Annotated in this window: 20 protein-coding genes and 5 pseudogenes; 6 read left to right on the forward strand and 19 right to left on the reverse strand. The window is 33.3% G+C overall.

Features of this window, described 5'->3' with window-relative positions; translation table 11 throughout:
• Positions 1–600 (reverse strand): HYR domain-containing protein (locus GK51_RS02025; RefSeq protein WP_048331433.1); only part of this gene is annotated, 600 nt, incomplete at its 3' end.
• A 551-nt stretch (positions 601–1151) separates the two neighbouring features.
• On the opposite strand from GK51_RS02025, the pseudogene GK51_RS02030 reads away from it, so the two are divergent.
• Positions 1152–2677, forward strand: a pseudogene (locus GK51_RS02030) (GH3 family domain-containing protein).
• Here GK51_RS02030 and GK51_RS02035 read toward each other — a convergent pair.
• Positions 2661–3285, reverse strand: a pseudogene (locus GK51_RS02035) (hypothetical protein). The pseudogenes GK51_RS02030 and GK51_RS02035 sit on opposite strands and share 17 nt — an antisense overlap.
• A gap of 301 nt (positions 3286–3586) precedes the next feature.
• Here GK51_RS02035 and GK51_RS02040 point away from each other — a divergent pair.
• Together GK51_RS02040 and GK51_RS02045 are read left to right on the forward strand one after the other, a co-directional pair.
• Complete coding sequence (locus GK51_RS02040) at positions 3587–3973, forward strand: START-like domain-containing protein (protein ID WP_048331435.1); 387 nt, start codon at positions 3587–3589, stop codon at positions 3971–3973.
• Positions 3974–4030: 57 nt separating this feature from the next.
• Positions 4031–4877 (forward strand): annotated as a pseudogene (locus GK51_RS02045) (aminotransferase class IV).
• On the opposite strand, the gene GK51_RS02050 reads toward GK51_RS02045, so the two are convergent.
• From GK51_RS02050 to GK51_RS02070, 6 genes are all read right to left on the reverse strand, one after another.
• The gene (locus GK51_RS02050; protein WP_048331436.1) at positions 4870–5430 is read right to left on the reverse strand and encodes a YqgE/AlgH family protein; all 561 of its coding nucleotides are present in this window, start codon (positions 5428–5430) and stop codon (positions 4870–4872) included. The pseudogene GK51_RS02045 and the gene GK51_RS02050 overlap by 8 nt on opposite strands.
• A 125-nt stretch (positions 5431–5555) precedes the next feature.
• On the reverse strand, positions 5556–5828 hold the full coding sequence (locus tag GK51_RS02055) for an HU family DNA-binding protein (RefSeq protein WP_048331437.1): 273 nt from the start codon (positions 5826–5828) through the stop codon (positions 5556–5558).
• A gap of 191 nt (positions 5829–6019) precedes the next feature.
• Positions 6020–6970 (reverse strand): methionyl-tRNA formyltransferase, encoded by a 951-nt coding sequence (fmt, locus tag GK51_RS02060; protein ID WP_197072708.1) that lies wholly within the window; start codon positions 6968–6970, stop codon positions 6020–6022.
• Positions 6967–7113: a hypothetical protein gene (locus tag GK51_RS02610; RefSeq protein WP_316932014.1), complete on the reverse strand. Its 147-nt coding sequence runs from the start codon at positions 7111–7113 to the stop codon at positions 6967–6969. The genes fmt and GK51_RS02610 overlap by 4 nt, the downstream gene beginning before the upstream one ends.
• Positions 7068–8873: a RecQ family ATP-dependent DNA helicase gene (locus tag GK51_RS02065; RefSeq protein WP_316932015.1), complete on the reverse strand. Its 1806-nt coding sequence runs from the start codon at positions 8871–8873 to the stop codon at positions 7068–7070. Before GK51_RS02065 ends, GK51_RS02610 begins: the two co-directional genes overlap by 46 nt.
• Complete coding sequence (locus GK51_RS02070; RefSeq protein ID WP_048331438.1) at positions 8873–9415, reverse strand: AAA family ATPase; 543 nt, start codon at positions 9413–9415, stop codon at positions 8873–8875. The genes GK51_RS02065 and GK51_RS02070 overlap by 1 nt, the downstream gene beginning before the upstream one ends.
• Positions 9416–9506: 91 nt before the next feature.
• Here GK51_RS02070 and GK51_RS02075 point away from each other — a divergent pair, with 91 nt between their 5' ends.
• The 3 genes from GK51_RS02075 (at position 9507) to murA (ending at position 11853) form a co-directional block, all read left to right on the forward strand.
• Positions 9507–9800 (forward strand): DUF493 family protein, encoded by a 294-nt coding sequence (locus GK51_RS02075; RefSeq protein WP_048331439.1) that lies wholly within the window; start codon positions 9507–9509, stop codon positions 9798–9800.
• Between the two features lie 67 nt (positions 9801–9867).
• Complete coding sequence (locus GK51_RS02080; RefSeq protein WP_048331440.1) at positions 9868–10524, forward strand: DUF4290 domain-containing protein; 657 nt, start codon at positions 9868–9870, stop codon at positions 10522–10524.
• Between the two features lie 9 nt (positions 10525–10533).
• A complete protein-coding gene (gene murA, locus GK51_RS02085; RefSeq protein WP_048331441.1) occupies positions 10534–11853 on the forward strand; it encodes a UDP-N-acetylglucosamine 1-carboxyvinyltransferase in 1320 nt (439 codons plus the stop codon).
• 86 nt (positions 11854–11939) lie between these two features.
• On the opposite strand, the gene GK51_RS02090 is transcribed toward murA, so the two are convergent.
• The 11 genes and pseudogenes from GK51_RS02090 to GK51_RS02140 form a co-directional block, all read right to left on the reverse strand.
• Positions 11940–13673, reverse strand: coding sequence for an FG-GAP-like repeat-containing protein (locus GK51_RS02090; protein WP_053069209.1), 1734 nt, complete (start codon positions 13671–13673; stop codon positions 11940–11942).
• A gap of 143 nt (positions 13674–13816) precedes the next feature.
• Positions 13817–15121, reverse strand: a complete 1305-nt coding sequence (locus GK51_RS02095) for a cryptochrome/photolyase family protein (RefSeq protein WP_048331443.1) — start codon at positions 15119–15121, stop codon at positions 13817–13819.
• Between the two features lie 2 nt (positions 15122–15123).
• Positions 15124–15584: pseudogene (locus GK51_RS02100) on the reverse strand (SRPBCC family protein).
• Positions 15584–16048 carry a TspO/MBR family protein gene (locus GK51_RS02105; RefSeq protein WP_048331445.1) on the reverse strand — a complete coding sequence of 155 codons (465 nt, stop codon included), beginning with the start codon at positions 16046–16048 and terminating at the stop codon, positions 15584–15586. Before GK51_RS02105 ends, GK51_RS02100 begins: the two are co-directional and overlap by 1 nt.
• Positions 16049–16050: 2 nt before the next feature.
• Positions 16051–16221, reverse strand: coding sequence for a Lacal_2735 family protein (locus GK51_RS02495; RefSeq protein ID WP_048331446.1), 171 nt, complete (start codon positions 16219–16221; stop codon positions 16051–16053).
• Between the two features lie 2 nt (positions 16222–16223).
• On the reverse strand, positions 16224–16742 hold the full coding sequence (locus tag GK51_RS02115; protein WP_048331478.1) for a glutathione peroxidase: 519 nt from the start codon (positions 16740–16742) through the stop codon (positions 16224–16226).
• 30 nt (positions 16743–16772) lie between these two features.
• Positions 16773–17456: an SDR family NAD(P)-dependent oxidoreductase gene (locus tag GK51_RS02120; protein ID WP_048331448.1), complete on the reverse strand. Its 684-nt coding sequence runs from the start codon at positions 17454–17456 to the stop codon at positions 16773–16775.
• A gap of 12 nt (positions 17457–17468) precedes the next feature.
• Positions 17469–17691: pseudogene (locus tag GK51_RS02125) on the reverse strand (hypothetical protein).
• Positions 17692–17694: 3 nt separating this feature from the next.
• A complete protein-coding gene (folE, locus tag GK51_RS02130) occupies positions 17695–18393 on the reverse strand; it encodes a GTP cyclohydrolase I FolE (RefSeq protein WP_048331479.1) in 699 nt (232 codons plus the stop codon).
• Positions 18394–18445: 52 nt separating this feature from the next.
• Positions 18446–18721: a TIGR03643 family protein gene (locus GK51_RS02135; protein ID WP_048331450.1), complete on the reverse strand. Its 276-nt coding sequence runs from the start codon at positions 18719–18721 to the stop codon at positions 18446–18448.
• Complete coding sequence (locus tag GK51_RS02140) at positions 18718–19146, reverse strand: hypothetical protein (protein ID WP_048331481.1); 429 nt, start codon at positions 19144–19146, stop codon at positions 18718–18720. Before GK51_RS02140 ends, GK51_RS02135 begins: the two co-directional genes overlap by 4 nt.
• Positions 19147–19194: the final 48 nt, after the last annotated feature.

Genomic DNA, 19194 nt, shown 5'->3' on the forward strand with positions numbered 1-19194 from the left:
AAGCGTTGCATCATTAGTAACGGTAACCAAACCACCACAATTATCGGTAGCAGTAGGAGGAGTTAAAGATGTAACCGAACATTGATCTGTAACATCAGCCAATGAAGCCGTACTTGGAATAGGAACTTCATTATCTACGACTGTTATTGTAAAACTACAGGTTAAGCCAGTTGTGGCATTCAAATTATCACGTTCTTCATAAATAACTGTAGTTAGCCCAGAAGGAAATATATCTCCATTTCCAAGAGCTGAAAATAATGTCATACTCCCTCCAGAAATATCAGTGGTAGGCAATGTGAAATTTACAACTGCGCCACAAGTCCCAGAGTCTACAGTTACGGAAAAGGATGTTGGACAAGAAGTAATGCCGCGATTATCTGAACCCAAGTTACTCGCTTCAGCAAAACCAGGTCGTAAAGACACAAAATCACTTATTGGATTCGCGAATTTAGCTTGATTAATAAAAGCAGAATAAAAATCTGAACTATAAGTTTTAGAAAAACTTTGAGTACTAAATGTAACAACAAATAGTAATAACGAGTAGAACGTAATTTTTTTCATAATATCGGTTAATTTTGAAATAATTAAAAGCCTAGCCATTCTATAAAATCGATATTAAATAAAAATTGAATAGAGCTAACTTTAAGAGCTATTAATTAAGATTGTAAATTGAGGGATGGTCAAAAATAACCTATGAAAAGGCGGTCGAGAAATTTATTCGGTAAACGGTTAATATATTCTTTGTATTCATTGTTTTGTCAGAAGAAGGCTTTTTTTTGATGTAAAACACAGTCTATCAGTGCTTTCCAGAGAATCGGATATTTTGACAAATTATTTGAACAGGACAAGAAAGTTCTCAACGTCGAACGGAATAAAAAATCCGACGAAATGTACTTACGTTTCGGTAACGTACTTTTTAAGATTTTTTTAAGCTAAAAGTTTTACTTCAAAACGCTTATTTATTCTTAATATTTTTTCATTTCGATTCAAAATTTTATGGATTGCGTGCGCCTTATTTTAATCTTATATATTGCAGTTATAATTACGTTAATTTGATTTCTATTTTGTCAACTTTATATTAATTTGCGTTTAAATAGAGATTTCAGGAATTGGAATTTTTATTTATTGACCTATAAATTTATTTTCAAAACATGGCTATACTCGGAAACATCATTAAAGGAATAATTGAAATTACGGATTCATTATCTTCAGAAGTAAATCCCATAAATGCTCAAAATGAAGTACTCAAGCAGTTGCTCAATACGGCTAAAGATACAGAGTTTGGGATTCATTATAACTTCCAAGATATTTTAGATTCGGATGATCTAGAAAGCGCATTTTCTAAAACAGTTCCGTATTTCGATTATAACAAAATAAATGACGAATGGTGGTATAAATTACAAGAAGGTCAAGACAATATAACCTGGCCTGGACACCCAAAATATTTCGCGTTAAGTTCTGGCACCACAGGTAGCACCAGTAAGCGAATTCCCGTAACGGATGAAATGATTGAAGCTATCAAACAAGCAGGTATCAATCAAGTATTCGCGTTGAGCAATTTTGACTTTGAAGCCGATTTTTTTGAGAAAGAAATCATGATGCTAGGAAGTTCTACAAATTTACAGGAAAACAACAACCATTTAGAGGGTGAAATTAGCGGCATAACAGCTAGTAATATTCCGTTCTGGTTTCGTGGCTACTACAAGCCAGGTGAAGATATTGCTAAAATTGCCGATTGGGATGAGCGCGTTCAACACATTGCCGAAAATGCCAAAAATTGGGACATTGGTGCGTTAAGCGGCATTCCATCCTGGATGGAACTGATGTTGCAAAAAGTCATTTCTTATCATAATTTGAATCATATTCATGAAATCTGGCCAAATTTGCAAGTATTTACGTCTGGTGGTGTGGCTTTTAGTCCGTACAAAAAAAGTTTCAATGCGCTTTTAGGTCACCCAATTACGATTATCGATACCTATTTAGCTTCCGAGGGATTTATGGCATTTCAAGCCAGACCAGAAACAGATGCCATGCAATTAGTGACAGATAACGGAATTTATTTTGAATTTGTCCCTTTTATGCCTGAACATATCAAAGAAGATGGATCCTTGGTTCCAAATGCACCTTCCATCACTCTAAAAGACGTGCAATTAAACCAAGATTATGTGTTAATCATTAGTACTGTTAGTGGCGCTTGGCGCTATGAAATAGGCGATACTATAGAATTTACTAATGTGGAACGTGCTGAAATAAAAATAACAGGACGAACCAAGTTTTTCTTAAACACCGTAGGGTCGCAATTATCAGTTAATAAAATGGATGATGCCATGCAGGAATTGGAAAAGAAATTTTCTTCTAAAATTCCGGAATATACCATTTGTGCCAAGCGTTGTGAAGATGATGAGTTTTACCATTGTTGGTATTTAGGAACAGATGATGATTTGAATTCGGAAGCAGTAGCCGAAGCTTTAGATGGTTTTTTGAAGACTGCCAATAAAATTATAAAGTGGCACGAAGCAAAGCGCTTAAAGGTGTGAAGGTTGAATTAATTTCACCAGCCCTATTTTATGAATGGAGTGGTGCCAACAAGAAAAAAGGCGGACAGGTTAAAATGGAACGCGTGATGAATGACCAAAAATTCCAAGAATGGGAAGATTTTGTTAGTTCACAGTTGTAGCAGAATCTGGAACAACACCATCACGTTTATTAACAATATCCATGATTTCTTCTGGAGATAAGTAATATTTTACAATCCGTAATTTATATGAGGGTGTGATTTCTGCATTATTCAGAATAAAATCTTTGGTTTTTAATATATAAGATTCCATGCCTTGGTTTACAGCAAAAGTATCAGCGGCACGTTCGGCTTCGATAATATGATTATCTGAAAACACATATTTTAGCCCAAACCAAATCAGATTCAGTTTACTTCGGTTTTGGTAGTCCATAATATGACCTAATTCATGACCAATCCATCCTATTAAAATATCGGAAGGAATATCTTTTGTCAAAAATTCTTTATTTGAAATCTTAAATTTTTCACTAATCAAAATCACATATTCCCGATGTTCTTTTTTTTTTAAAAAAACTCCCAAATCTTGGTCTAGCTTGCATGGTTGATTTTTTAATGTTTTTCTTAAATCGAAATTCAATAGCAGACTCCTTTAATTCGGGATAGTAATCTAAAGCCGTTTTAATTTCGGATTTTATAGCATTAGGAATTATTTTTTGAGCGTAGTTTGTAAGTGTTGACATAAATATAATTAGAAATATGAATCGTTTCATAGCACTTACAGTATAAGAAATTTATTTTGGACGCTTGTTACGTTTGGAAAAAAATTAACATCTCATATATTGAAAATATTCGTTTTACAATTCTAAAGCTTTGGCTAGCATGATTTATAATTAATGCTATTTAAGGTTTGATATCTGAAATTATACCAATTGCTGAACTTTACCTTTTTTCTGGTTATGGATTAACGCTAAATATTTTCTACACAAATAAAATTTCATATTAAATATTTATAAAAAATAGTTTTAATACTCTTGATATAATGTATATATTGAGCGAATAAATGAATCAGCTATGAATGAAAAAGTAAAATTTGAAATGGAGTTTCCAATCCAGGCTTCACCTCAATTATTATATCAATATATATCAACACCTTCCGGTTTGTCTGAATGGTTTGCAGAAAATGTAAATTCACGTGGCGAACTATTTAAATTTATCTGGGATGGCTCTGAAGAGCAGGCCAATTTAGTCAGTAAAAAAAGTGGAGAGCGCATCAAATTTCGTTGGGCTGTTGATGAAGGTGAACCGTATTTTTTTGAAATTCGCATTCAAGTTGATGAAATTACCAAAGATGTTTCCATTATGATTTCCGATTTTGCTGAAGAAGATGAAGTAGAAGAAGCGAAAATGCTTTGGGAAAATCAAATTTCAGATTTAAAACAAGTATTAGGATCCTCATAAGGCGGTTTCTATTATAAAACATATCTTTGTCCCGAATAAAATTCGGGACTTTTTTTTATGATCAATTTCAACGGACAAATTACAGCAGATTTAAACAAAATATCGATACACAATCGTGGTTTTTCCTATGGTGATTCCGTTTTTGAAACCTGTAAATATTCAGCTGGAAAGCTTTTGTTTTGGGAGGATCATTATTTCCGATTGATGGCATCTATGCGGATAATGCGGATGGAAATCCCTATGAATTTTACCATGGAATTTTTAGAAAATGAAATTGAAAAAACATTGATTAAAAATGAGCTTTCTAACAAAACAGCGCGCGTTAAACTAACCGTTTTCAGGGATGAAGGTGGTTTGTATAAACCAACCTCTAAAACAGTAGGATATGTGATTTCAGTCCATGAATTAGATACTGATTTCTACTTGATGAATGACTCCCTTTATGAAGTAGATTTGTTTAAAGATTTCTATGTGTCGCCAAGTTTACTATCCACTTTAAAAACTAACAATAAAGCCATAAACGTTGTTGGTAGTGTGTATGCTGAAGAGAATAGTTTGCAAAATGCCTTGTTGCTAAATACGGATAAAAAAAGTGGTAGAGGCTTTGAATGGGAATCTATTTCTAGTAAAAGAATTTACCATAAAAACACCACCACTTTCTGATGGTTGCTTAAAAGGTATTATGCGCAAACAAATAATGGGTTTAATTGAACAGTTACCGGATTATACGATAGAGGAAGTCTCAATTTCGCCGTTTGAATTACAGCAAGCCGATGAATTGTTTATTACGAATGTGATTGCTGGTATTCAACCGATTAGTAACTATCGTAAGAAGCAATTTAATAACTCTATTGCAAAAATGTTGTTGCAAAAATTACAGGTAAAAATTAGATTGTCTAGTTAAACGTAGGATCTTCAGGTGCGTTGGACCAAATAGTATACTCACCACCAAACTCAATCATTTTTTCTTTCCAAAACGTTTCGTAATCTTTTTCTATAATTTTTTGTTTGTAGATGTTTTCCGTTACAACCCAAGAGTTTGTTTTCAATTCTGCGTCTAATTGATTGGATTCCCAACCTGAATAGCCTAGGAAAAAACGAATATTTTTCTCGTTAATTTCGTTTTTAGCAATTAATTCAGCTACTTTATTGAAGTCTCCTCCCCAATAAATACCCAATGAAATTTCCACACTGTTCGGAATGAGTTCAGGAATTTTATGAATAAAATAAAGATTGTCTTGTTCAACAGGTCCACCATTGTAGACCTTAAACTTGGCATCTAATTCAGGAATAAGATCACTTATAGTATACTCTAGGGGTTTATTTATGATAAATCCAATAGAGCCTTCATCCGTATGATCGGCTAATAGAATTATAGAACGGTTAAATGAAACGTCACCAATTATAGAGGGTTCGGCAATAAGCAAATTTCCTTTTTTTGGTTGTATTGAAATCATATAGTGATAGATTTTCTATTATAAATCTAATATTTTTTTAATTAAAATCAAACACTTCGTACTATTAATAACTAAAAAAGGTCTTCAGAAATGAAGACCTTTTACAATTATAAATTAAGCGATAATTAGTTTACTGCTCTAGATAAATCTGAACCAGCTTTAAACTTAACTACGTTTTTAGCTTTAATTTTGATAGTTTTTCCTGTTTGTGGGTTTCTTCCATCTCTTGCAGCTCTTTTAGAAACTGACCAAGATCCAAATCCTACTAAAGAAACTCTGTCACCTTTTTGTAAAGCGCCTTCAATTTCTATTAACGCACATTCTAAAGCTTTTTTTGAAGCTGCTTTAGTAATTCCTGCGTGTTCTGCCATTGCATCGATTAAATCTGTTTTGTTCATAATTTAAAGTTTAATTATTAATAATGTATTGGTTAAACATTTTTGTTAAATCCTCTACAAAATTATACGGATTATCATACTATGCAAGTAATAGCAAGGGAAATACCTAATATTGTTGATAACTTATTGCTTTTGTTAATAAAGCAGGTGTATTTCATCGATTATTTTAATATATCAGCATTCATAAGGGTTTAGAGCATTTTAGCTTCCTCATGAAAATCATAGCCATTTAGGAGGTCATTTATCTGCATTTTTCGTTTGCTTGGAAGTTTCAAACTCTCCACAAAAATGTAACCATCTGTTACCGCAATTTTTAAGGTTTTCTTGCTCGTGAATATTTGACCATTTGGAAAGCGATGTTCTGCAAATTCCTTACGAGTTTCGTAAATTTTAATTTCTAACGTTTCCTCATGGTTTTGTAAATAACACCAAGCAGAAGGATACGGGTTTAAACCGCGTACCATATTATGTATGTTATCAAGGGAATCATTCCAATCTATTTTACAATTATCCCGATTCAGTTTGTTGGCTTCTTTAAATTCTGAATGTTCTGGTTGTGGTGTCGTTTCAACCGTACCTTTTTCAATCAGCTTTAAAGTATCAATAACTAAATGACTTCCTGATTCCATCAATTTGTCATGAAGCGTCCCAACGTTGTCTGTTTCTTCAATAGCTACTGGTTTTTGCAAAATCATATCGCCTGTATCAATTTTGTCATCTATAAAGAAGGTAGAAACCCCTGTTTTGGTTTCACCATTTATAATGGCCCAATTTATGGGTGCTGCTCCACGATAATTAGGTAATAAGGAGGCATGTAAATTAAAGGTTCCTAATGCTGGCATTTTCCATACGGCTTGCGGTAGCATTCTAAAAGCAACAACCACTTGAATATTAGCTTGAAGAGCTTCTAAGGTTTCTAAAAAATCAGGATCTTTTAGATTGGTAGGTTGAAGAATATTCAAATCGTGTTTTTGGGCATATTGCTTGACAGCTGATTCATTGATTTTCCGACCACGACCAGCAGGTTTGTTTGGAGCGGTTATAACGCCAACCACATTATAATTATTAGTAAGGATGGCGTCTAAAATGGCAACAGCAAAATCTGGTGTGCCCATAAATACAATGCGTAAGTCGGTTTTCATAAATGAGATAATTTATAGGTATTGGTATTCGTTAATGAAATAATTTGATGTTCTAAAAGTAGTTTCAAGGCATCATGAATATCTTTTTCAGAATATTTTAAGGCTTCGGAAAGCGCTCTAGACGAACAATGGCCTTCTTCCAAGGTTGTAATAATAGCATGTTTGATGCTTTTAAAATCGGCAGACGGTTTCTTACTGTTTTGCGCTCAATACAAACGGAACAAATTCCGCAATCGTTCAAATCTTTTTCGCCAAAATAGGAGAGAAGTTGTACACTTTTGCATGTTGTATTATTAGAAATGTATTTTAAAACATCCGAGACTTGCTTATGTTTTAATTCGTTTTGTTGATTGATAATATGCGTGATTCGGTTGATGGTTTTATCATCTTCACGAGGTTCTAAAAAGGTAACTTGTGCATCAGTTTTAGAAATTTGCAAGCTGATGATTTCATCTTTTTCTAAAGTCTGTAAAGCTTGAATGAAACTAGCTTCAGTAACAGAAGCTTTTTCAGCCATTTTACTGGTGTTTATTTTGGTTTCATTTTCAAAAACGCCACCATAACTTCTTAAAATAGATTTAACAATAATATTTAGACTTTCATGTTTTTTTAAATACTGAAATAATTGGGTATCTGAAATAATAAACTGAACACTTGTTTGTTTATTAAATTGTTTACTTAAGGATATAATACTCGTTCTATCTAGCGTTTGCAGCGCATTGTAAGCAATTAATGGATTGAAATTATAGGTTTTACAAAAATTATTGAAATTAAAATCTTCCATAACTCCAACGCCTTCGCCATATGAGATTTGAAAATAATTGGAGAGTTTTCGGTATAACTGTTTTATAAAATCGACACTTGGAAGCACCTTTAAAAACTGATCTTCCAATTTACTTTTATCGGTATTATTTTTTAAAATAACTGCGAATGCTTTCTCGCCATTTCTACCAGCACGTCCTGCTTCTTGAAAATAACTCTCTAAACTTTCTGGTAAGTTTAAATGAATAACCGTTTTTACGTTTGGTTTATCAATGCCCATTCCAAAGGCATTGGTGGCAACCATAATCAGTTTTTTTTCAGTTAACCAATCTTGTAACCTTGTATCTTTTTCGGTATTTGAAAGTCCACCATGAAAAAACGTTGACGAAAACCCATTCTTTTCTAAAAACTGGCTAATTTCAATGGTTGCTAAACGGTTACGAACATAGATAATAGAAGGTGCATTGTTCTTTTTTAAAATACGTTCCAAATGATAATGCTTATCGGTAGCATCAAAAGTCATATAGGCTAAATTATCCCGATTAAAAGATTGTTTAAGCACTTTTGGGCTTATAAAATCGAGTTCTTTTATAACATCTGCAACCACTTCTGGTGTTGCAGAGGCGGTTAAGGCAATACAATTTACTTGTGGCTGTAGTTCCCGTAATAGCGTGATGTTTTTGTAAGCTGGTCGAAAATCATTTCCCCATTGCGAAATACAATGTGCTTCATCAACAGCTATAAGATTAACAGGCATTTGCCGAATTCGGTCTTGAACCAATTCTTGTTGTAAGCGTTCAGGTGATAAATAAAGAAATTTATAATTACCATAAATACAATTATCTAAAAGCGTATCCAATTCGTTATAAGGAATCCCACTTGTTAATGCCATGGCTTTAATCCCACGATTTTGTAAAGCTTGTACCTGATCTTTCATGAGCGCAATTAATGGCGAAATTACAATGCAAATACCATCTTTTGCCAAAGCAGGAATTTGAAAACATAAGGACTTTCCACCACCTGTTGGCATAAGTGCAAAAGTGTCTTCGCCATCTAAAACGGCTTGGATTACGGTTTCTTGAAGCGGCTTAAAACTTGTGTAGTTCCAATAGCGCTCCAGTATATCAATAGGTTGTTGCATTACAAATTATTAACAACATTCAGTATAAAATCGGTTCGTTTTTCAACCGTATCAAATGGTACATCTGCTAAATTATAGCCGTATTTTTCATACGTTTTTAAAAGGTGATCATGAATTTCAATGGCTTGGCTAAAATTTTCATAACGTTCACTATCACTAACAAAGATATCTTGCCATGGTTTTAGAATAAAAGCCAAATCATAGGAATGATTTTTACAACTTTCCACAAATTTTTCTGGATAACTGTCACCAATATAATCCATATATGCCAAAACGTCGGGAATGCCACGATCTAGAAAAACAAAGCTTTCATGTTCTGTATTTGCCTGATTGAATTGATCTTCGCGACCTTGTAAAAGCATTTCGCTAAACAATAATGGCTGCGTTAAAAAAAGCTGATCAATACCATCTTCTCTAGCTTTAAGCGTGATTTGGCGCGATATTTCATCTAAACAAACAAAACCACGATTCTTTAATTCATTAATAATGGAAGTTTTTCCAGTTCCTGGACCTCCAGTGATAACTATTTTCTTTATTTTCAAATTGGCAAGATTTTGGATGTAAAAATCGTAATTAAAAAGGAAACTAAAAAATGACAAGGAAATACTATCTTTGTTTTAATAAAAAATAATAATGGACGAGAAAGAAAAAACCACAGCTTTTTACGAAAAATTAAAAGGTCAACTCTATGATACTGCTTTATGGCCAGCAGAATATTTATATAAATTTATTGTGGAAACGAAAGGAACATCTGTAGTAGATATTGAAAATCTTTTCGATAATATGGGAGCCGTAATTGACACTAAAGAATCTAAAAAAGGCAAATATACAAGCGTTTCTATTCATGTAAAAATGAAATCGCCAGAAGACGTTATAGCAAAATATAAAGAAGTTACAGAAAACGTTAAAGGCGTTATTAGTCTTTAGTTTTTTTTCGTACTTTGCGCAAGCACAAAACTACGTGCCTTAAGCAAACTCTACACATACACATATTTTGATAGATCATTTAGAATACAATTCAGAACGTGAGCATTTAATTATTCCAGAATACGGACGTCATCTTCAAAAGATGATCAATTATGCTAAAGCACGAGAAACCAAAGAAGAACGAAATAAAGTAGCCAAAGCTATTATTTCCGTTATGGGCAATATTCAGCCGCATTTACGTGATGTTCCTGACTTTCAACATAAGTTGTGGGATCAATTGTTCATCATGTCTAATTTTGAATTAGATGCGGATTCACCATATGAAAAACCTTCTGCAGAAACGCTTAGTGAACGACCAGAACATTTAGCATATCCTCAAAATTTTCCGAAATATCGTTTCTATGGAAATAATATAAAAACCATGATTGATGTGGCAAATACTTGGGAAGAAGGCGAACTTAAAGAGGCGTTGATTTTTACTATTGCAAATCACATGAAAAAGTGCTTTTTAAATTGGAATAAAGACACGGTTGAAGATGATGTGATTTTTGAGCATTTAAGAGAACTTTCTGGCGGAAAAATTAATTTGGTAAATACAGATGAAGATTTAACAGATGCGACTAGTTTAATGCGTAGTAAATCTAAATACAGTTCGAAAAACTCTACTAATAAAAAGAGTCACCAAAAAAAGAGTAATACAAATAGAAGTAGAAAACGTTATTAATAAGGTTGCATGGGTATATTTAAAATTGAAGGCGGACACCAATTAAAAGGAAAAATTCAGCCACAAGGTGCCAAAAATGAAGCATTACAAATTTTATGTGCTGTTTTACTAACACCTGAAAAAGTAACCATTCATAACATTCCAGATATTGTGGATGTTAATAAACTTATAGATTTATTAAAAAATCTAGGTGTTAAAATTAATCATGTTGATCAAGGAACTTATACGTTTCAAGCAGATGCTGTAAACTTACAGTATTTGGAATCCGAAGCATTTAAAAAAGACGGTCGTGGTTTACGTGGTTCTATTATGATAGTTGGCCCTTTATTAGCGCGTTTTGGAAAAGGATACATTCCGAAGCCAGGAGGAGATAAAATTGGACGTCGTCGATTAGATACACACTTTGAAGGCTTTATTAAGTTAGGAGCCAAATTCCGATATAACAGAGAAGATTATTTTTATGGTGTAGAAGCGGATAAGCTTAAAGGTGCTTATATGCTTTTAGATGAAGCGTCTGTTACCGGAACTGCAAACATTGTTATGGCTGCCGTTTTAGCGGAAGGAAAAACAACCATTTATAACGCTGCGTGCGAGCCTTATCTGCAACAATTATGCAATATGCTGAACCGCATGGGAGCAAAAATATCTGGTATAGGTTCCAACATGCTAATAATTGAGGGTGTAGATAAACTAGGCGGAACAGATCATACCATGCTACCTGATATGATTGAAATAGGAAGTTGGATTGGTTTAGCTGCTATGACTAAAAGTGAATTAACCATTACTAATGTGAGTTGGGATGATTTAGGACAGATTCCAGATGTATTTAGAAAATTAGGGATTACCGTTGAAAAACGTGGAGATGATATTCATATTCCAGCCCATAAAGATGGTTATGAAATACAAAACTATATTGATGGTTCTATTTTAACTATTTCTGATGCACCTTGGCCTGGATTTACTCCCGATTTATTGAGTATCATTCTTGTTGTGGCAACTCAAGCCAGAGGAAGTGTTTTGATCCATCAGAAGATGTTTGAGAGTCGCTTGTTTTTCGTGGATAAGTTAATTGATATGGGAGCAAAAATTATTTTGTGTGATCCACATCGTGCAGTTGTAATTGGTCATGATTTTAAATCGCAATTAAAAGCAACAACCATGACGTCTCCTGATATTAGAGCAGGTGTTTCTTTATTAATTGCTGCGTTATCTGCTAAAGGAACGTCTACTATTCATAATATAGAGCAAATAGATCGTGGTTATGAACATATTGATACACGACTTATAGCCATTGGTGCTAAAATTGAAAGACATAGAGAAAGTGAATAATTAGTAACAATTCGTCACTTAAAAAAAAAATGCTTCTAAATAATTTTAGAAGCATTTTTTATATATAATTTAATAAGAATTTAATCTTATTCTTTTATAATTTTTCGCATACTCGTTTCACCATCAATAGTTAATTGCAACATATAAATTCCAGTTGCTAATGCTTGAAATGAGATTTGCTTATTAATCGGCAATGTTTGATTACCTTTTAATAATTTTCCAGAAACATCATATAAAGTATATGTAACGTTTGAATTTCTGTTAGACGATTCCACCGTTATAACATTTGAAGTTGGATTCGGGTAAATGCGCAATTTTGAAATCGTATATGGATTGGTGGTACTTAAAGTAGAGCCTTCAGTAATCGTTAACGATTGATTAATTGCGGGAGCCAATACTTCATCAACATTTCCAGAAGGCCATTTAACCACTATTTTAGTTATGGTTGTAGCTGTTCCTAATCCGAAATGTGTTTTTAGAGAATTCATAATACCATAACTCTCACCTGAGCGAACTTCACGAATTTGTTTTCCCCAAGCGCCATAAATTTCAATACGTGCGCCAATTCCATTAATATTACTGGTTGTTCCTTCTAAAAGAATTTCACTCCAATTGTTAGTCGCGTTTCCACTATTAAAATAGAGTCTATCTGGTCTGCTACTGCTAGGACCATTATATCCTGAAGCGAATCCTGCCATCACATCAACAAATCCATCATTATTTAAATCACCGACAGCAGCACTTTGAATTCTACTCACGCCAAAAGGTAATGGAAAAGGATTTGCTAGTTCTGTAAAGGTTTTATCGCCATCATTTTTATATAATTTATGTATACCACTTCGGGTAGTAACAAATATATCAATGAACGTATCATTATCAAAATCTTCCATAATGACTTGAATTCCACCACTTCCTAGATTATCTAAAGATGTTGCAATTCCGGATGATGCTGTAATATTGGTATAAACTCCAGAACCATTATTCTCAAAAATCATACTAGTATCATCGTGATTGATTAATACGCAATCCAAATCTCCATCATTATCTATGTCTTCAAAAGCTGCTGACCAAGATTGAGATAATGGTACTAAACCACGAGCAGGTCCAACTTCTGTATAGTTATTATTACCATCATTTTCAAACAGTAAATTAACACGTCTGCCATCATTTTCATTATTAACACCTAGTCTGCATTTAGAAATGTATAAATCTAAATCACCATCGTTATCATAATCAATCCAGATGCTTCCATAATTCCCTGAATTATCAGATGGTATGGTAGAAGATGTATTAATTAATCCAATATTTTCCGTCATAGCACCAGTTCCATCATTACTGAAAGCTTTAGATAATCCAACGTCATGACATGCAAAAATATCAATCGTACCGTTATTATCAATATCCGCAAAATTCAGATTTTGAACAAAGATATTATTGGTTAAATTGGTAGATGAATAGTTTGTACCATTACTATTTGCAGTAAATAACCTTAAGCCGTTATAACTGCCACCAGCTAAAATATCGTTGTATCCATTACGATCTACATCAGCAATAGCCATTCCCCATTTAGATCCACTAGTACTACCATATTCAAATCTGGTAAAAACACCATTGGTATTTTGGTATTCTATTTCTAATGACGATGCACCATTCAATCGGATAATATCATCTAAACCATCACCATTCATGTCTGAAACACCAATGGCAACACCACTATAAAGGGATGCATTTACTAAAGCTGAATTTCCGCTGGTAAATGAAATTTGAGCCGTTGCTAAAATAGGGCAAAGACAAAGTGTAAAAAGTAGTTTTCTTATCATTTTAATATAAATTTGAAAGTTAAAGATAAAACAATGGTTTCAAAAAATTGATAATTATCTGATTATGTATTGATAAAAATCGATTTTAGGTACAATAATAGATGTACTACAAGTCTAAAAGAACTATTCTGAATTCCCTAATTTTAACTGACAGCTTCTTTATAAACTTTTAAGCAACGCTCTCTGGCAAATTTATGATCTACTATTTGTGTTGGATATGTAAGCTCTTGAAAATCTGGAACCCATTTGACAATGTATTTTAAATCCTTATCAAATTTTTGAATTTGTGTAGTTGGATTAAAAATTCGAAAATATGGCGAAGCATCAACGCCAGAACCAGCAACCCATTGCCAATTGCCAATGTTGCTAGCCATTTCATAATCATGTAATTTTTCGGCAAAATAGGCTTCTCCCCAACGCCAATCAATTAACAAGTGTTTGCATAAAAAGCTACCTACTAACATGCGAACACGATTATGCATAAAACCGGTTTCGTTCAGTTCTCGCATGCCAGCATCCACTAATGGATAACCGGTTTTACCTTGGCACCAAGCTTGATACTCCGTTTCGTTATTACGCCATTTTATTCCATCGTATTTAGCTTTAAAACTATCGGTAACAGTATGTGGAAAATGCCAAAGGATCTGCATGAAAAATTCACGCCAAATAAGTTCTTGCCAGAATATTTCATTTTTTTCAGCGATAGCTTTTTTTAACATTTTTCGCACACTGACAGTTCCAAAACGTAAATGAGGACCTAAACGCGATGTCGCACCTTGAGCTGGAAAATTTCGTTTAGCTTCATATTCTTGAATTAAAGTTGGAGTAACATCATAAGGCGCTATTTCTTGATTGGATTTTTCAAAACCTAAATCAGATAATTCTAAATTTGGTAGACGCGTGTTTTCGACTAAATTATCTAAATAACTATTGGTGTAATAAATTTCTAAATCAATGGATTTGAAAGCTTCTTTCCATGTTTTCATAAAAGGTGTGTATACACGATAAGGATCACCATCATTTTTTACGATTTCATTTTTTTCAAAAATCACTTGATCTTTGAATGTTTTGAATTCAACATTCTTATCCTTTAAAAATGAACCGATATCCTTGTCACGCTGAATAGCATACGGTTCGTAATCATGATTGGTAAAAACGGTATCGATTTCGTATGTCTCGTAAAGTTCATTGAAAATAGTTTCTGGAGTACCATGAAACATAGCAATACTGCTATTGTGTTCCTCTTGAAGCGTTTTTCGCATGGCTTGCAACGTGTTATAAATAAATGTCACGCGTGCATCATCTTCTGGAAGGGATTCTAATATTTCCGAATCGAAAATAAAAATGGGTAAAACGGGATGTTCTGCTTTTAAGGCTTCATAAAAGCCACGATTATCATCTAACCTTAAATCGCGTCTAAACCAGAATATGTTCAAGGGTTGTTTCATGCTTAAAATGTTCCGAATAATTCAATTAATTTCTTTTGTCGATAAGCGAAAATTTCTTCTAATTTCGGTTTCACAATAAAAGGATGCACCATTTGTCCTAAAATGCCAAAAGGAACTTTGTAATCAATAATATCTTCCATTTCTACACCACCTCAATAGCTTTTATAAAATGTTTATGATGCCATAAGGCATATGGTCCAAAACGTTGTTCATCAACAAAATACCGCTTATCAATAACATGAGTGATTTCAGTAACCCATTTTGTTTTTATACCTAAAACAGGTGTCACTATGTATTGAATGAGTTGACCAGAATACATAGGTCTATCAGCGCCCGAAAGAATGTTGAAACCCATGTAATCAGGAGTAATTCCTTTTAAATTTCTTGGATTTGATAAAAAATCCCATGCTTGTTCAACAGAAATTGGTAGATTTTGTTTTTTATGTAAGGTGTAAATTTTCATTAGTTATATAATAAAATGTAAAGGTTTAATGAGGTGGCAATGCAGAGCCAAACCATATAAGGAAGTAATAAATAACGCCAGAAATTGATAGAATCCATGCGATAGGTGAAAAAGAAATAGAAAATAACAATTGTTAAAAGTGTGATGACAATTAATGCTGGTAAAACTAAATGTTGATTAAAAAACAAATAATTCCAAGAGACGTTTAATACAACTTGTAGAATAAAAACACCAATTAAAACAGCCGATTTATAGTCCTTAAATAAATAGGTTAAATACACGGAAAAGCAAATCATAATTAACGTCCAAGCCGCTCCAAAAACCCAACCTGGAGGCGTCCAAGACGCTTTGTTTAAATTGGTATACCATGGTGACGTTGCTCCTTCACCCATCAGCCAACTTCCGATAGCTAAACTTCCAAAGTTTATGATTAAAAACAGGATTAAAAGCGGAACGAACTTCATAATTATTTGGTTTGCAAAGATTCTATTTTATCGGCAATTTTTTGAGCTTCAGCATATTTTAAATCGCTTGCTTTCCGGTCTGTGGTAGATAGTTTGTGCCAGTCTTTCATAAGATCTTCATATTGTTTTTGAAGCTTTTCAATTTCAGACTTCCCTTTAAATAATCCGAACATAATCAAAGCGTTAAGTGTTTAGTTATTTTTCCACTCAAGGGATTGGTTACTGAAAAATAGTAATCAACCAGTTGACCATTACCATCCACTAAATACTTTTGAAAATTCCATTTTACTGTAGAACTTGATTTTCCGTTCAAGGATTGATCTGTTAGCCATTTATAAAGTGGGTGTTGATTTTCACCTTTCACATCAACTTTTTCTGTCATTTGAAATGTTACGCCATAATTGGCTTGACAAAAGGTTTGAATGTCTGATGCAGTTCCAGGTTCTTGACCTCCAAATTGATTACAAGGCACTCCAATTACCATAAGGTTATTTTGGTAGGTGTCAAATAATTTTTGCAAATCTTCATACTGACCAGTAAAACCACATTTGGAGGCTACATTGACAAACAATATATGTTTGTCTTTAAAATCTGCTAAATTTAGTAGCTTTCCATCCAAACCGTTAATGGATATGTCATAAATGGATTGTGTTGGTTCTGATTGTGCTTGACTTTTATTAAATAAACTGAACATAATAATAAGTGTGAAAAATTGTTTCATTAGTTATATTTTTAAAGATACAATACCGCAATCCATTCCGAAAATTTGACCTGAAATGGATGCTGCTTGATCAGACAATAGAAAGGATGCCATAGAGGCTACTTCGGTTGGGTTTAAATATTTTTTAAGCGGATGACGCTCGGTTATATTCTCAATCATTTTGTCATTTCGCAATAAATTAGATGCCAATTCCGTATCTGTAACTGTTGGTGCTATGGCATTAACTCGGACGGTTGGCGCTAATTCGGCTCCTACGGATTTTACCAAACCTTCAACAGCGGATTTTGCTGCGGCAACACTAGCATGAAATGGCATTCCCAATTTAGCCGCAACTGTACTGAAGAACAACATAGCTGGTTTATCACCTTGTTTAATTATACTTTGATATTTTTGAATTGCCTTAACAGCACCAATCACATTAATTTCAAAATCGTTACGAAAATCATCTAATTTTAATCTGCCAATTGGTTTTAAATTAATGCTTCCTGGGCAATAAATTAAGCCATCAGCTTGTTCTAAATCTGGTAACTCATCTGTTAAAATATCAACAGAATAATGTGATAAATTTTCATGCTCAAAATCGGGTTTGGAGCGACTTAAATTTATAACCTGATGGTTTTCCAATAAGTTTTTGGAAATAGCGCGACCAATACCTTTGCTGCCACCAACAATAATATATGTTTTCATGAATTGTTCCCTTTATACCGTTGGTCTGCCCTTAAGGCGTTTCTCAACTTTTTGTTTGATGGCAGTTAAGCGTTTCATGATGTCCATAATACGCTCATCTTTCTTTTTTTTTGTATATCTGATTCAACTCTAAAATAAGTTGTTTAGCTTCTCTAGATATTTCAATTCTGTCGCTAGTTGATAACGATTTCATTTTAGTTTGCTCAAATTCTAGAGCACGTTCTATTGTATCCATAATTTAATGATTTAAATAGTTTTGTAATTCAATTATTTTTTCTGGAGTGTTAAAAGCACCACCATAGTAGGCAGTAACCGTTGTCGATGTATCATCTTGTATACCACGTGAAGACACGCACAAATGTTTGGCATCAATAATAACGGCTATATCTTCAGTCTCTAAAATAGTTTGGAGTTCGTTTGCTATTTGATTTGTTAAGCGTTCTTGTACCTGTGGTCTTTTAGCATAATACTGCACAATTCTGTTTAGTTTGGATAAGCCAATTACTTTTCCTGATGAAATATATGCCAGATGTGCCTTACCAATTATGGGTACAAAGTGGTGTTCACAATTGGAGTAAAAGGTAATATTTTTTTCCAGAAGCATCTGGTTATAACGGTATTTATTTTCAAACAAAGCAACTTTCGGCTTATTATTAGGATTTAAACCCGAAAAAATTTCATCAATATACATTTTTGCAACACGATCTGGTGTGCCTTTTAAGGAGTCATCTGTTAAATCTAATCCCATAACATCCATGATTTCCTTAAACAACACTGCAATACGTTGCTTCTTTTCGTCATCTGGAAGTTTAAACGCATCCGTTCTCATAGGAGTTTTCAAGCCTGTATATAAATGGTCGTCTCCAATCATTTCATGTGAATATTCAATCAATTCATTCGGATTGTCTTTTGTAAATGCTACTGTTTGCGTTTTCATCTTATCTTTTTTTAATGTGCTGTCCATATTTTAGTTATACGGCAAAGCACCATTAGCGTTTGCTTATATTATTATGGGTAATTTGTTTTTGTCTACTACATTTGAAACGACCTTTCTCAAATGATCGTAATTTTTCATGTTTCGTTTTTCTGCCTTGAACTCGTTTTCGCCACATTCTGAAACTGCTAGGTTTCATTTCTCTTCGCATTAATTGGATTACTTCCTGCTCAGGCAAACCAAATTGAATCTGGATCGCTTCAAATGTAGTTCGGTCTTCCCAAGCCATTTCAATAACTCTATCTGTTTCTCGTATTGTTAATTCACTCATAGATCTCTAAAATTAAACCGTTTATCATAAACTACTTTCGCATCTAATAATCGTTTAAAAAACTTCTTGTTTTCTTTAAAGGTGATATTGTTTTTGAAATTTATAAACTTCCCTTGCGCATGAATGCTAGAACCATTAGTTTTATATATGACTAATTGGTGATATGGAATAATCCAAGTGAAATTTTGTAAACCTCTATTGATATAAACGATAATTCCATTTGAGCGCATTTCAATATTGGCATAATTCACATCATCCACCTTATTTAAATATGGTTGTAAATTCGGACTAACCGCATTTATAATCATGCGTTTGGAACCGATACCTTTTAATTTAATAGCTTCAAAAAAACTGTAAGGCTTGCCAATTAAGTCCGAAATTATTTCCTTGTGCTCTTTGTCGTGATAGGTGCTGTTTAATATCAAAATCTGTTTATTTAATATCAAATTTACAAAATGTTTAACTAATATTTA

Source organism: Bizionia psychrotolerans (genome assembly GCF_001039595.1).